Source organism: Falsibacillus pallidus (genome assembly GCF_003350505.1).
Classification (GTDB): domain Bacteria; phylum Bacillota; class Bacilli; order Bacillales; family DSM-25281; genus Falsibacillus; species Falsibacillus pallidus.
This window is the reverse complement of sequence record NZ_QQAY01000012.1, coordinates 77,056-93,006: the sequence shown is the minus strand read 5'-3', so window position 1 is coordinate 93,006 and position 15,951 is coordinate 77,056. Positions and strand designations below refer to the sequence as shown.

At 42.1% G+C, this 15,951-nt stretch carries 8 protein-coding genes; 4 read left to right on the top strand and 4 right to left on the bottom strand.

Features of this window, described 5'->3' with window-relative positions:
* Positions 1 to 267: 267 nt before the first annotated feature.
* Positions 268 to 1,893 carry a hypothetical protein gene (locus DFR59_RS15365; protein WP_114746553.1) on the bottom strand — a complete coding sequence of 542 codons (1,626 nt, stop codon included), beginning with the start codon at positions 1,891 to 1,893 and terminating at the stop codon, positions 268 to 270.
* Between the two features lie 200 nt (positions 1,894 to 2,093).
* Between DFR59_RS15365 and DFR59_RS15360 the strand changes: the two genes are divergently transcribed.
* The 3 genes from DFR59_RS15360 to DFR59_RS15350 all read left to right on the top strand — a co-directional run bounded on the left by DFR59_RS15360 (position 2,094) and on the right by DFR59_RS15350 (position 10,523).
* On the top strand, positions 2,094 to 5,603 hold the full coding sequence (locus DFR59_RS15360; protein WP_114746552.1) for a S8 family peptidase: 3,510 nt from the start codon (positions 2,094 to 2,096) through the stop codon (positions 5,601 to 5,603).
* A 752-nt stretch (positions 5,604 to 6,355) separates the two neighbouring features.
* On the top strand, positions 6,356 to 8,197 hold the full coding sequence (locus DFR59_RS15355; protein WP_114746551.1) for an S-layer homology domain-containing protein: 1,842 nt from the start codon (positions 6,356 to 6,358) through the stop codon (positions 8,195 to 8,197).
* Positions 8,198 to 8,621: 424 nt separating this feature from the next.
* On the top strand, positions 8,622 to 10,523 hold the full coding sequence (locus DFR59_RS15350) for an S-layer homology domain-containing protein (protein WP_114746550.1): 1,902 nt from the start codon (positions 8,622 to 8,624) through the stop codon (positions 10,521 to 10,523).
* 41 nt (positions 10,524 to 10,564) lie between these two features.
* Here the strand turns inward: DFR59_RS15350 and murJ are convergent, their stop codons facing one another.
* From murJ to csaB, 3 genes are all read right to left on the bottom strand, one after another.
* Positions 10,565 to 12,085 carry a murein biosynthesis integral membrane protein MurJ gene (gene murJ / locus DFR59_RS15345; RefSeq protein WP_114746549.1) on the bottom strand — a complete coding sequence of 507 codons (1,521 nt, stop codon included), beginning with the start codon at positions 12,083 to 12,085 and terminating at the stop codon, positions 10,565 to 10,567.
* Positions 12,086 to 12,161: 76 nt separating this feature from the next.
* Positions 12,162 to 13,334 carry a glycosyltransferase family 4 protein gene (locus DFR59_RS15340; RefSeq protein WP_114746548.1) on the bottom strand — a complete coding sequence of 391 codons (1,173 nt, stop codon included), beginning with the start codon at positions 13,332 to 13,334 and terminating at the stop codon, positions 12,162 to 12,164.
* A gap of 22 nt (positions 13,335 to 13,356) precedes the next feature.
* Positions 13,357 to 14,463, bottom strand: a complete 1,107-nt coding sequence (gene csaB / locus DFR59_RS15335) for a polysaccharide pyruvyl transferase CsaB (protein WP_114746547.1) — start codon at positions 14,461 to 14,463, stop codon at positions 13,357 to 13,359.
* Positions 14,464 to 14,667: 204 nt separating this feature from the next.
* Here csaB and DFR59_RS15330 point away from each other — a divergent pair, with 204 nt between their 5' ends.
* Positions 14,668 to 15,942, top strand: coding sequence for a nucleotide sugar dehydrogenase (locus tag DFR59_RS15330; protein ID WP_114746546.1), 1,275 nt, complete (start codon positions 14,668 to 14,670; stop codon positions 15,940 to 15,942).
* The last annotated feature ends 9 nt before the right edge of the window (positions 15,943 to 15,951 follow it).

The window sequence follows — 15,951 nt, the reverse complement described above, 5'->3', positions numbered from 1 at the left end:
GCAGAGGCCTCCAAGCGGAGTGAAAACGAAGCGCGGAAGAAAAAAAGTACGCCATTTACTTGCATATAAGTGTCTACTTTATTGACAGAAGTCCATATGCGCCGGTCAGTGCTGTTTACGCGTGAAAACCTCATGCTTATGCGCCAGTTGAAATAACTTCCAAACAATGACAAATCCTCGTGCGTCAGCCGCGACAATATCCGACAAAAACCGGGCCGTGACAGTGTTCTTTCGTGTCGCAGCAGCCTCATGCCCCACACCATTTCTTTAAGAAAATGCTGCATTTTTTCCATTCTCATCTATTAAAATAGCAACTTCAGGCAAAAGCTCAATGTCTTCACTCTGCAGATACGCAACCTTCGCATCTATTAACTCCTGAAGCACTGCGCTTGGCTTCAAACCGACATCATATAGATTCCCCTGTGTATTCAGAAGGTCTATCAATGTCAGCTGCTCGTAGTCTCCACCGCTGAACGTCAAATCACTGTTCACCTGGTACCATAAATCACCGTTATCTCTGATCCATTGATCTCCCAACGATTCAATTCCATTCAGTATCGTTTTGGCCCCCGCTAGATACTTTGTGTCATTCGATGCCTCGTATGCATGAAGCAGCATATTCAATCCGCCAAGTTCATGGTTGAGGGAGGAATGTGTGTGATTCTCTTCTTTGCTATATGGACTGTAATAGTCTCTGATTAAGTAGGAATCTCCAACTTTAATGGTGTTATCTTTTTTGATTTGACTCAATAGATAGTTGGCGTAACCCAAAATCGGTGCATTAGGATCACCAAGTTTAAATGTTTTCCTCACATCTGAAAGGAATAATGAAATATATTCATTGTGACGTGTGTCTACATAAGGAGCTTTAATTCCGTAAGCTTTTTTCAGCCAGGTGCTCGTGTACTCAGTTTCCCAATGATCTGTTCCTTTTTCTTGTTGATATTTCTTCAGATCCGCATAGGAGTTGAGCGTCAAATCATAAAAGAGGCGTTCGTGTGTGGATTGATATCTGTCCAGGGATTCACGGTCCTGAAAGCGCCCGAGATTGCGTCCGTACCCCATTTTCGTAAAAGGTTCGATGGACCATGGCAATTTATTGATCGGTCCGTTTTCAGTCAGCCAATTATTTGTTTTCGTAGGGTTATGCAAACTAAAGGAGACCCAATCCTTTTCGGTGTCCTCATTTTTAAAGAGCTTGTCTTTACTGATTACAAACCAGGACTCAGTGATTTCGTCCGCATTACCCTTTAAAGTGATTGAAATTTTCCCTTGGTCTTTTCCGGTAGGATGGTCTTCAGCAATCAATTCACGAATCTTGCTTTTTTGATCTTTATTATAACTTTTGACCATTTCCCTTGACCTGAAAGAATTGCCCAGCACGAATTCAAACTGCTTTTCTTTCCCTTTCATTTTATATAAACCATCCGGATTGGTGGTAGGGTCTTCCCCGAAATCCTCGTGGTGCTCTACCACTTTTTTTTCTTTATTCCAATCGTTGAAGGCAACGGTCATCGAGTCTTCAGGTGTAATATTCAGTTTTGCTACAGCATAGTTAGTGCCGCTAAGAAGCCTCATTTTTTCAAAAAACACAACATCATGGTTAGGGAGGGTCCTTTTTGTAATGGACAGATAGCCTATCTGTTTCCCCGACCTTTTAATTGAATATAAAAATTGATGATCTGTAATGGAATCATATTTTTTCTGTTTTTCATCAATTTTAATATAGTGAGCATCCGGACTGCTGATATTTAATTTCAGTCCATCGTAAATAGGAAGGGGTGGCGCCTCCTTGTTTTCTATTATTTTCACAATGAAAAAACAGACTAGTAAGAGAGCGCAAAGAACGGCAGCCCCCAATGGCCATAGTCTGTTTTTCTTGAACCGCTTCATATTTTAACCTCTTTCTCATTCGACAGGATGTTTAATAAAGTTATAGGAACATTTCTACTACAACATTATATTCCTAAATATTGTCTAAACCTAGCGAAACTTTTGTGAAGAAATAGCAGTCTACTATATTGCAATCTCTGTGAATATTCACCTAGAATGAAATAGGAAAGAAAAATATTCCAGTTTAGTAGGGGGTCAATATGAAAAAAATTAGCAAAAGCATGATGGCAATCAGTTTGTCTGCAGGAATTGCATTAAGCGGGATGGGAACAGTTCCGTATAATGTAATGGCGAAAGACAAAGGGAGCTACAATGCAGCGTCTTTATCGGATAAAAGTCCATTGTTGGATCAAGGGAACTTTGATAAAGACCATAAGGCACTTAGTGAGGACACCTTGGTCATTAAATACAAAAAACCATTTGCCTACAAAGAATATTCTCAAGCTGGGACACAATTGCTTCAAGTTGTTCCGGAATTGAATTATGCAATTGTAAAAGTGAAAGATAAGAATAAATTGCAGAACAGTATACAATACTTCCAAAATAGTAAAAATACACTTCTCGTAAAACCGAGTGCCATGTATACAACACTGGGAATGCCGGATCCAAAAGCCGGTCAGCAATACATGCATTCTATGCTTCATACATCTGATGCCCAAAAACTTGCTGGAAAAAATAAAGTGATTGTAGCAGTGGTCGATCAAGGTGTGGATCCGTCCCATCCTGATATCAAAAATTTGATGCCATCTTACAACGCTGTCAATCCGATGAACCAGGCGATGCCGGATTTTCACGGTACGCATGTGGCAGGAATCATTGGTGCTGCCAAAGATAATGGAATCGGGGGATATGGAATCAATCCGAATGTGGAAATCCTTCCGATTGATGTGTTTAACCGTGGATGGGGTGCATATGATTTTGCCATCGCCCAAGGAATTCTGGCGGCGGTCAAAAAGGGAGCGGATGTCATCAACTTGAGCCTCGGCGGACCTATGACATCCCCAATTATTGAGGAAGCTGTACAGACAGCCCTTAGTAAGAATGTCATTGTTGTGGCGGCAGCGGGCAATACAGGCGACGATTCCATCAGCTATCCAGCTGCCTATGAAGGCGTCATCAGTGTTGGGGCCATCAATAAAAAGAAAAAGCTCGCTGATTTCTCATCGTATGGACCGTCGGTAGACGTGGTAGCACCTGGCGAGGACATTTATAGTACGCTTTACGACTACGAGAAAAAATCCACTTTTGCCAATATGAGCGGTACATCCATGGCAACACCTGTAGTCACTGGTCTGGTATCATTGATGCTTACCAAAAATCCGAAGCTGACTCCTGCTCAAGTAGAATATATTTTAGAACATACAGCGGACGACTTAGGGGACAAAGGCTTTGATGTGAAATACGGTAATGGCTTGATCAATCCTGTCAAAGCAATGAAATATGATGTCAAAAAATTGCCTTCACTCGTGAAAACAAAGCTAAGCCTTGAAGATAAACTCAAAAGGGCCATAGATCTGTCGGGGGAAAAGGAAACTTCCTCTAAGGGCTATTTTGTTAAGGCTCAGGATGAGAAGCTATATAAATTGGAAGTCCAAAAAGGGGACAAGATCCAACTGAATTTGAATGGTTCCAAGCAGTATGACTATATGATGGAATTACATTTGGTCTCTGAGGAAGAAGAACGGACCATCAAGGTAAACAATGTCAGAGAAGGAAAGACAGAAGCTAAATACATGGAGGCTCCTTTTTCGGGAACGCTTTTGGTTTCTGTGAAAGATGTCAATGGAAGCTATGATGATACAAGCGCTAGGAAATCCAACTACACATTGAACGTTACTGTTGGGAATGGCGCCTACGAGGATGAATCCAGCCTTGAAACCCCTGTCGAAATCAACGCACTTCCATATAACAGCAAGGAAACGCCTATGTATTTTATGGGTGACGCTGAAAATGGAGATGACGACTATTTTCATTTTAAAGTCGATGAACAGCAAATGGTTAAAATCAATCTATCCGGCATAGCGGGAGTTGATTCAAACCTTAGCGTATTCACTGCAGATCAATTGGGCTTCGGCACAGGTGATGAACCGAAAGAAGGGGAAGTGGAAAAAGCGGATGCTGCAGCTGAAAAGCATGTCATTGACCCGATGTACTATCAAAATTCTGGTGGTGCTGGTGAAGGGGAAACACTCGTATTCCAAGCAGACCCTGATATGGATTATTATGTGAAAGCATCAAATAATCCAAATAATTATTTTGGCTATTACGACTATTTCATGAACCCTGGAATGGAAAAAGTAGAAGCAGAAAATTCTATGAACTCTTATACTTTAACCATTGACGGGAAAGTCATGCCGGAAGATGAAGATGCCTTCCCGTTCTACGGGGATCCTGGTCAAAGTGAAACGGCAGCGAAAGAAGAAATGGGCTTGAAAGCACAGCGTGTAAAAATGGCATCTGCTTCCGAGGGAGAAGAGCTCGATCCAGAAGCTCAATTCATCCAAATGCTGCAGGACCAAGCACCAGACTATATGATTGGAAATGATGCTGAGGGGTATTTGCAAAACCAGGGAGATGAAGACTGGCTGCAAATAGGCGCAAGTGAATCCGGGATATTTGAGTTTTCGATCAACCCGTCCTCGAAAGAGCGTCCGATGATTCAAATTTATAAACTGGTCCAGCCTGAAACAGATGAAGACAATGCAAGACCGTACCTTCAGCAGGTTGCTGAGAACACAAAATGGGGCTGGTCAAATGTAGAAGTGACTCCAACTCTTTATACGGTTTTGGAAAAAGGCCAGCAGTATTTTGTCAGAATAGGAGCAGATTATTTCTCAGGCTCCATTCCGTTTGACGGATACACCCTATCATCCAAGAAATTGGCAGACAATATTGGAGATTCCTATGAGACCAATGATGACTTTAAAGATGCCAAGAAACTGACGTCTGACTCGCTCACGGCTAATTTCTCTAAACCGTTCGATCAAGACATTTACTATTACACAGCGCCTAAAGATGCCATCATGGGATTGACGATGGAAAGAGGAACGGCAGCTAAATCCTTGAAAGATAAACTGCCGGCAGAATTATTTTCCCCATTCTATGGAATGGCAGCTGTACTCGAAGACGTAAACAATAACCATAAGCTTGATGAAAATGAAAATGCAACGGTGCAGCTTGTGGATCATATGACCGAGCAGGGCTATACGTTCGGCTCCATCAAAGTGGAAAAAGGCAAACATTATTTTGTCGTGGTATCTGGATATGTGGACAGCTATCTGCCATTTACATTGACTCCGTATAAGCTGCATTTAAGCCCTGTCAATGAGAAGGATGAGGACAGAGGCTCCATCGTTAAAAATAATGTAGCAAGCAAACCATTGAAATTGAACAAAGTGACTGGGAATCTTTATACAAAAGAAGGCTACTTGAACAGCGGAGTCCCTTACGGCGATGAAGATTGGTATGCACTAAATGTGACGAAAGACTCTCCTGTTAAAATAAAGCTGGAAACAGGCATGGAAGTCGACGGCGTCATATCAGTCTATCAAAATGGAAAACTCATTAAAGAAGCCGATTATTATGCTTTTGGAGATGACGAGGTAATGGCTCTTTCCCTAAAGAAAGGTAGCTACCAGATCAAAGTACGCGATGTAATGGGGAACTCAACAATTAATCCGTATAAGCTGAAAGTGTATTTTGGAAAATAAGTTTTTAATGGGACTGAATTTTAAGTCCGGATGAATGAAAGGCATAACCTCTAGGGGTTATGTCTTTTTTATCGTTAAGGAGATAATAAAAAGTTATTCGCTGTCCAGATTCAGCGTCTAGCCCGTTGAGGTCCTAAGCCGCACCTCTACTTAACTAGGATTTTCTTCGAGTTCCGTCTTATGATAGTGGGGGCTGACCAAGGCGCTTGCGCTTTTTTACATTAGTGTGGAAAATGAGATGAAATGAGAGTGAAAGTTCTTCGGAATAGGCTATGTATATGGAAAAAGGTTTAGAAGGTGTCTGGTAGAGTGACTAAATGACGAAAAAGCAAGAGTTTTAGCCTCTTCCGCGGACCCTATGCGCCAGAATCTATTGGCTATGCGCCGCTTTTTTGGCTCTATGCGCGAAAATCGCCCCGTTATGCGCCGATCGGTTGCGGCTATGGGCCAAACTCATACTCCTATGCGCCACCTGCACTTTTTCAACTAAATTAACCTAATGCAGGCTTCGCATATCGATGGATACAAGGAAAACTTACAAAAACCGACAAAAACTGGGGCGTGTCAGCCTTCTTGGACACCTCCTTGGAATCCAAACATTTCTCCTTAATAAGAAAAGTTCTCTCAGTGCATTCCCAGAAACAATCAATCTAGTCATTTAGCCCTCATTTTTGTTTATATATTCCATAACGATGCACTGTAATCCATATTATGGTAGGATGATAGAAGAGTAAATTAATAGGAGGGAAATAATGAGAAAAGCAGCTATATTCATTCTCGCATTGCTTATTGCAGTGAGTACATATGCACCAGGTAAAGCATCTGCTGCAACGGCTCTTGGTAAAGAACTTCAAGCTGTCGTGGATCTCAAAATCATGCAAGGAAATGAAAAAGGAGACTTGATGCCTAAAAAGTCTGTCACAAGAGGAGAATTTGCGACTTTCATTTCCAGGGCATTAAAGCTTCCACAAGGGTCAGGTTCATTTCCTGATGTAGCGCCAAGCTCAAAGCTGGCTGCGGGCATTTATAATGCGAACAAAGCAGGTATCGTCACAGGGTACTCAAATGGGAACTTTGGTCCAAATGATAAAATAAGCCGCGAGCAGATGGCCGTTATGATTGGAAGGGCACTGACGTATAAAAAAGTCGAAAAAATCGCCGATCCGATCAATTTTACGGATAACAACCAGTTCACTTCTTCTGAATTCAAAAGAGAAGTTATGGTCAATGTTCATTATAAGATTATTAACGGGATTCCAAATGCTGAAAAGCCCGGTACTTTCCGCTTTGAACCAAAAAACGATGCAACACGCGAACAGGCGGCAGCGGTCATCTATCGGATGCTGAATGCCGTTAACGGACAATATAAAGTAGCTTCCATTCAGAGTGGAACTATTAAAGAGTCAGGTCAATCATTTAAAACGTTTGCGGAAGCGGAGCAAGCAATCACGGATTCTAACAATCAAGTTATTCTTGTCAATGGTGCCGTTTACAAAATGAAATCTGGTCTGGTTGTACCAAAAAACACAGCGATCATTTATGATAAGGACTTAAAAACACAGTTAACATATGTTTCTGATGAAGCAGAATTGAACTATATCGACGCTGACGAAAATAGTGTTAAAGTAGAATTTGCAGGCAAAACAGGATATGTGAAACATGAAGAAATTAATCTTCATCCTGCTCAGCTTGTAGAAAACCGTTCATTTTACAAAGTAGAGGACGGTCAGCTTTATCATTATGTCTTTAAACAATCCAGCCGATTTTATGATCCATTTATCATTGGGAAAGCACCTTCTTTCTTGAGTGAAGGAAATAAGTATTACAGCCAGGATGGAAGCAAATTTATGGATGCAGCAGGGAACATTGCAGGTACAGGCTATCAATATTTCAGTGTGCTTCCATTAAGAACATCGACAAATTATACAGCGGATGAGTTAAATCAATTCGTTGAAAGTAAACAGCCTGGAAGTCCTTTAGCTGAACTAGGTGCAGAATTTAAAGCGGCCGAAGCAAAATATCGCGTAAATGCCTTATTCATGCTTTCACACGCTATCATCGAGAGCCAGTATGGAACGAGCTTGATCGCGAAAAACAAGAATAATATTTTTGGTATCAAAGCATATGACGGCAATGCATTCGGAGAGGCTCTTTCATTCGACTCGCTTTCAGACTGTGTTGAATTCTATGCGAAAATGATTAATGACAGCTACATCAATCCAGACAGCTCTTATGCAAAAGGAGCAATCCTTGGCAATAAAGCTCGTGGAATGAATGTCCATTATGCTGGCGACGCTTATTGGGGAGAAAAAATAGCTGGAATGATGTATCAAATCGATACGGAATCAGGAAGAAAGGATTTTGGGGATTATCGTGTAGCGGCGTCTACGACTGATTTCATCAATGTACGTAAATCTTCGAATACTCAGCTGGCAGCCCAATTCACCTACCATTATCAAGGAGCGCCATTTGTCATTCTAGATGAAATTCCTGAATATGACGGCATCTGGTATAAGACCCTATCCGACTCTCCGGATTATACAGTGGCTTACATCAGAAGCGACAATGCGAAGGAACTTCAAATCGTAAAATAATCTCTTAAAACCGGCTGGACATCATATGTCAGCCGGTTTTTATTCGACAAAAATCAAGATGTGTCCTGCTCCGCCTTCTAGAGGCTAGGAGACTTCGCTCAGCACACTTACGATAAGTCACAACATCGAATCGCTACTGCTCTTCGTGTTTACTTTTTCTCGTGATGCTGCACTCCAGTCTCTACGCCTCTAAAACTTTTTCGCTGGCGAAAAAGTACTCGGACAGTCGACTATGCTTTTCTATCACCACCCGATTTTTCTTGGGTTTTCACTTCATAATTCTCTCAAAATGCCGAAAATACTAATGTTGGGTACTTTTATCTAAAAATAGTTAAAAATTACCTCATAAAATACTATTTAGAATTTATATGAATATTTGGTAGAATGAGAGAAAGAAAGACAGGAATTTACAGGGGGATTCTACATGAAAAGACTATTTTTGTTTTTTATGGCATTGTTTCTAGTGGCAGGAGGGTTCCAAGGAAAAAGCGCATTGGCCGCTTCTGACGACATCACGGGAATCACGCTGGAACAAGAAATGAGAGCCATGATTGCAGCAGGTGTCATGCAAGGGTATGGTGAAGGTATTTACAAGCCTGCGAAAGAGGTAACCCGAGGTGAATTTGCGACGTTCCTTTCCCGTGCACTGACATTGCCGGAAGGGGAGCCGAAGTTCAAAGATGTTGCCCTAAGTTCGAAGCTTGCAGTTGGGATCAACAGTGCTTCACAGGCAGGTATCATTAATGGCTACAACGATGGAAGATTCGGACCAAATGATCCGGTTACACGTGAGCAAATGGCTCAGATGATTGCCAATGCATTGGATTATCTTGTTATTGAAAAAGTAAAGGATTCTGTCCAATTCAAGGATGAAGCTGATTTTACTTCTTCCATTTTTAAAAGTTCCGTTTTAACAAGCGTCCATTACGGAATAATAAATGGTTTCAACGATGGAGAATTCAAACCTAAGCAGAAAGCTACCAGAGATCAGGCAGCAGCCATGATTTCACGTCTTTTGGATACAGCGAGTCAACAAGAACAAGAAACTGAGCCGCCGAGCGATGCCGATACCTTCAAAGTAGCGACAATTGTGGACGGCCAATTAAAATACAGCAGCAAGAACTACTCTTCAATGGATCAAGCGTCCGCTGCCATCACAGATTCCAACAATCAAGTGGTGACACAAGGTGCGGATCAAACACAAATTGTCAAAATGAAATCCGGCGTTGCCGTGGCAAAAGCAACAGTCGATAGTGCGATCACTATCATTTATGCGGAGGATCTGAAAACACAGCTGACATATGTTGTGCCTCAAACTGAATTGAGATACATAGACGCAGATGACCAAAAAGTGAAGGTGCAAATTGCCGAAACGATTGGCTATGTGAAGCAGACAGCTGTTACGCTTGTACCAAATCAATTGAAACAAGGCCAATCCTATTACATGAATAACGGAGGAAGCCTGGAGCATTATATCTTCAGTCCAGCAGCTGGAACATATGCTTCGTATGTGTATGGAAAGGCTCCTTCATTCCTGACGCCGGGAGTAAAATATTACAGCTGGGACGGACATACCTTCCTTAATGAAAACGGCACAAAAGTCGGGGATGCTTATCAATATTTCAACTATCTTTCTGTAAGGACTACAACAAGCTATACTGCAGATCAATTGAATCAATATGTGAATGCGGTAAAAACAGATAGCCCCCTTAAAACACAAGGGGCGGCGTTTAAGAAAGCAGAAGAACTATACCACATCAATGCACTGTATCTGCTGGCAAATGCAATCCATGAAAGCAACTATGGACTGAGCAGCATTGCCAAAGATAAGTTTAACCTTTTCGGCATCAAAGCATATGACGGCGATCCGTACAACAGTGCACAAACATTCACATCCTTTGAGGAGTGCATTCTTTATCAAGCAGAAAAGCTTTCAAGTCGATATGTTAACCCAAGCGGCGGTTATGATAATGGCGCCATTCCAGGGAATAAATCCGTTGGGATGAACGTGAAATATGCATCTGATCCGTATTGGGGCCAAAAAATTGCCGGGCACATGTACCGAGCAGACAACTACTTGAAAAACGCAGATTTTGGAAAGTATTCCCTAGGAGTGACAAGTGTCAGCGGCCTTAATGTTCGTCAGCAGCCGAATACATTGCTCCCTGCTGAATTCACTTACAAGAAAGTTGGACTTCCAATTGTCATCCTTGAATCCACTCCTCAACCAGATGGAACATGGATCAAAACAATTCCTGACTTATATTCTTACACAGATGCTTATATCCATGGTGACTTCGTAACAGAAATTCCGATTGCAAAATAATAAAAAGCACGCAGTTTAGAAACTGCGTGCTTATTTGCGTCCTAAGCTTTTCTTTTCTTCTTCAATATCCCCAATAAGCGATTGAATCCTTCGCGATAAATAAAACGCAGGGAAACAGCGTAGAGAACAACCCCAGCAGGTACAAGAATCGCTAATTGGAAGACAGGGTAAAGACTGCCAATCGAAGTCCACTCTTTGACTCCAAATAGAGGAAGAGCCATGATAAGTGTCGGAATAAACACCCTGATTAGCAGGGACCAAAGTCTGTTTGCTTCTCCTTTATCAAAGTCTTTATAGACCACTATCGCAGATACGGCCAAGAAGTAGACTGATACGATGGAACTTGCGAGCGCCAGTCCAGGATAGCCAAGCCATTTCATAAAGAAATAATCCAAAACTACGTTCAAGAGAATGGTTGTCACACTGATCCGTAGGACAACGGCTGTCTTTTCCCTGGCATACATCGATTTGGAAACGATGAACTGAAGTCCTTGCGTCACGATGAGCGGCAGGTAATTGATAAGCGCAACATAAGTATTAGCGGTATCTTTCGCAGAGAACTGTCCATGCTGATAGATGAATGCGATGGCAGAATCGCCGACCACCCAAAGTCCGGCTGCAATCGGAGCCAATGTGACGAGGGAAATTTCCATCCCCATGAAAAATGTATTTTGAAACTTTTCTTTTTGATCAATCTGTTCAGAAAGAAGTGTAAAGATTATGGCAGCGATCGTGGTAGCATAAATAGCATTTGGAATGCTCACGATCAATGACGCGTTATTTAAATAAGTGACAGCGCCTGAAATGCTGCCGGAAGAAAACGTCTTATCGACAAACATATTAACCTGTCCGACAACGGAATTTAGAAGTGCAGGTATGATCAATGCGATAAATGTCTTGCGGAACTCCTTTTCGACTCTCAAAGTCGGGGACCATCTATATCCCTTTTTCAGCAAATAATAAAATTGAATCAAAATCCCGAGAAATGTACCGAAAATAAAACCGTAGGCCAAGCTGTATATGCCCCATATGCCAGAAAATAAAAGTGCGAACAATGCGCCGACTAATGTGGCAAGCAGCTTGGATGTCTGGGAAGGGACAAAGCTTCTTTTTGCCTGGAGGTAGGAATCCAAAATCCCAGTCACTGCAATCAGTGAGAGGAAAATGAAAAACAGCCTAGTCGTCTTAACGGCGACCACTTCTGTCGTCGGGTGCATATGTCCGTAGATGAATGGTACAAAATACGGAACAAAAATAGCTCCGACTACTGAAATGACAAGGAAGACAACGATTGTGGAATTTAAGATTCCGTTGGCATTCCGTTCTGTCAAATCGTTATCGACCTTTAAATTTTTCATATAAAGTGGAAGGAAGACGTTATTAAAACCGATTTGAATCATTGCAACGACAAGCGTGACGAATGAGAATGCCAAAATATATCCATCGGTATAGTGATTGGCCCCGAACTGCTTGGCCATGATGCTTTCTCTTAAAAAGCCTGACAGTTTTAACACCAAAGCCAGTAATGTGATCCATATGGCAGTCTTTTTTAAACTGGACATGTTCATGCACCTTCTTTTGTACAAATAAGGAAAGTAAGGCTTAAGACCTTACTTTCCTTTTTGGATACTTGTTCTCTTATTTACTTAGAGCTTTTTTATAGATGCTCTCGTATTTTTCGGCTGCTGCGATGTGGGAGTATTCTTGTTCAATCTTCGTTCTTGCTCTTGCTGCAAATTCTTCGCCTTTTAACGGATTGTCCAGATACTCAATGACCGCATCCGCAAGTTCTTCTACGTTCTTCTCTTCTACAAGCAAGCCGTCGACTTCATGGTTGACGATTTCTTTCAGACCGCCAACAGCACAAGCGACAAGGGGAGATCCGGATCCCATTGCTTCCAATGCCGAGATGGATGTGGCTTCCTCAACGCCGGCTGAGTGGACGCTTGGCACTAAAACGATATCTGTGAGTGCATAATATTCCTTGATTTGTCCGTGCGGGATGGCACCGAGGAGAGTAACATTTTTCTCCAGCTTGTTTTCTTCAACGATTTTCTTGATTTCACCCATCGCTTCGCCGCTTCCAGCATAGATCAAATGGGTGTTCGGATGTTTTTCCAAGATGCGCGGCATCGCCAAAGCAGGGTAGATGACCCCGTTCTTTTTCGTTAAACGTCTTGGGACAAACAATACTTTATCCTGAGTGGAAACATTGTATTTCTTTCTGTATTCCACTTTTTTATCTTTATCCGGCTTGAAGCCGTGGATGTCAATGAAGTTTCGGATCGCTGTTGCTTCAACTCCTGATTCTTTCTTGACGTATTCCTTCAGGCGCTGGTCTACAGTGATGATGGCACGAGCGCCTTTGTAGACCTTCCTTTCAACTTCCTTCATATATTCTGCTTCCGCACTGCCTTCATCCATGGAGCCTTTACTGATCGATTCAAATGTCATATAGCCGTGGACAGTGGCAACGGTTGGGATTCCAGTTTCAAATGCAGCCAAGGCTGTGAAAGGATCCTGGGCATTGATGATGTCGTATTGCTTATGTTTGTTCTTTTCGATTAACGCTTGAAGCATTTTTTTACGGACATTATGGGACCAGACAATTCCTTTTCCTTTTTTGACTTTGTTTAAAAGGAAGCTGGGACCTTGTGCATACACTTTTCTTAAAACGGGTGAAACATTGGAGAAGGAAAGGATATCGACTTCATGTCCCCTGGATTCCAGTCCGGCTTTCAAAGTGGTAACATGTGTCGATAAACCACCTGCATGCGGATAGTCATAGGCTGTCGCAATTAGAATCTTCATGTTTGAACCTCCTGTTAGGTTGCTATTTTACGAATTTTTCTTTTAATAAACCGATATTGCGTAATGCTTCGCTTCTCATAGCTGCTGCATTTGACTTAACGATCTGTACATTTTCTTCGTGGTGATCAAGCAGTGACACGGCATTTTTTTTCATGTCATCTACGTTGATTTCTTCCAAAACGGCAGAATAGTTCCACATGCCGCTTCTCTTTAATAAGCTTTCCACTTTTTTATCATAGCTTAAACCTATATGAGGAACGCCCATCAAAGTAGAGAAGATAAGAGCATGCAGCCTCATGCCGATTGTAAGGCTGCAATTGCCGATGAAGTTCAAGTATTGATTCGGCGTAAAATCTGTGCCGAGCATCAAGCATTTATCAGCATGCTTCATATGTGCCATGACCTTTTCACTGGCCGTTTTGTCATGATGGCCTTCCATCGGAACAAAAACAGGTGTCACATTTTTTTCTTCTATTAAATAATCTAATACTTGTGCGACCTGTTCGAACTGCTTCACTTTTTCAAACCAAGGACGGACGGATACAGCTACAAGCTCTTCACTGCCAGTAAGCGGAAGTGTTTTGATGCAAGAATCATCCGGCTTTGCTTTAAATGCGAAAACGATGTCTGATGTCACAACCGTTTCAGGTTTCGATACACCCAGCTTTTGAACCAAATCCTTTGAGTATTGGTCGCGTACAGTGATGAAGTCAGCCATATTGGCCATTTTCATCAGTATTTTGCCCCATGTAGAGGTCACAGGTCCTATCCCTTGGGAGAAAAACATGACTTTTGTTCCGCAAAGTTTTGCCAACAGGACAATTAGTAAATAATAAGGAAGCGGTCCGAATAAAAATTTGGTCGGATAGGCATCCTGTAATAGCCCGCCGCCGCCGCTTATGAGGAGATCGGCCTCTTTTAATGCCTTAATCTTTCCTTTATTATCATGTCTCCATGCGCGGTATACGGATTTGACATGGTGTTCTTTTGCCGTTTGCTCTGGCGAAAGAGAAAAAACGGTAATATCTGGGTTGTTGAATTCATCTCGTAAATTATCGATAATTGCTTCCAGGATTGCTTCGTCTCCAGTGTTTCCTAATCCATAAAAGCCAGAAATAACAAATTTCAAAGAAGTATTCCTCCTTATGTCTGCTGCCGGAATGCCCGGCAAAAAATAAAGTGTGCATGATTGCACACTAAAAAATCAAACTTTATTTTAACACTACTATCTATTACTAGCAATGTAGTAGATGCATCCTTTTTTATCATCTGCTATACTATGTAGGAAATTGTCGCAAAAAAATTCAAACCATTAAAGCGAGGTTTATATACGATGAAGAAAATTTGTGTGGTGGGACTGGGCTATATCGGCTTGCCTACTTCAGCTATCTTTGCAAAAGCCGGCTATGAAGTAGTCGGAGTAGATGTAAATCCAAAAGTCATTGAACTATTGAATAAAGGTGAAATCCATATAGAGGAAGTCGGTCTTCCTGAACTTGTGAAGGAAGTTGTCGCAAATGGAAAGCTTCGTGGTGCTGTGTCTCCGGAAAAAGCGGATGCATTCATCATTGCCGTTCCGACTCCAATCCATGATGACTACACAGCCAACGTGGATTATGTCGTGAATGCGACAAAAGCGATCCTTCCTTACTTGGAAAAAGGGAACGTGGTCATTGTTGAATCCACGATTCCTCCACGTACAATGGATGACGTGGTTGCACCGATCATCCGCGAACATGGCATGGATCCGTATCAAGATGTCTATTTGGCACACTGCCCTGAGCGTGTCCTTCCTGGCCGCATCTTGATCGAATTGATCGAAAATACACGCATTGTCGGCGGTGTGACGCCTGAAGCTTCCAAGCAGGCAGGGGATGTCTACCGTGCTGTTGTGACTGGCGATGTCATTGAAACAGAAGCGGTCACTGCGGAAATGTCCAAGCTTATGGAGAATACATTCCGTGATGTCAACATTGCGCTTGCGAATGAATTGGTGAAAATTTCAAGCAAGCTAGGCGTCAATGCTCACAATGTCATTGAATTGGCGAATAAGCATCCGCGTGTGAATATCCACCAGCCAGGGCCTGGAGTAGGCGGGCACTGTCTTGCGGTTGATCCTTATTTCATCATTGAAAAAGCAGTTGATGAATCGCCGCTGATCCAAACTTCAAGAAAAATCAATAACTCCATGCCTGATTTTGTCATCAGCCAGGTGGACCGTTTAACTTGTGAACTTGGAAATCCGAAAGTAGCGGTATTTGGATTGACTTATAAAGGAAATATCGACGACGTCCGCGAGAGTCCAGCGCTTGATATCGCAAAAGAATTGGTTGGAAACTCCCGCTACAACGTTAGCGTCTACGACCCGCATGTACGCGATGAACAAGTCTCTTTCAAACTGGATACGTTTGAAGATGCCATCGATGGAGCTCATTTAGTCCTTGTTTTGGCAGACCACAATGAATTTAAACAACTTGATGGCGAACTTCTTGCTAAAAAAATGAAGACGCCAGTGATGTTTGATACAAAAAATTGCGTGCCTGAACTCTCAGAGCTGCTTATTTACCGCATCGGCGATCTAACTAACTTAAAAGCCATCCAAGAGTAGGGATATAGA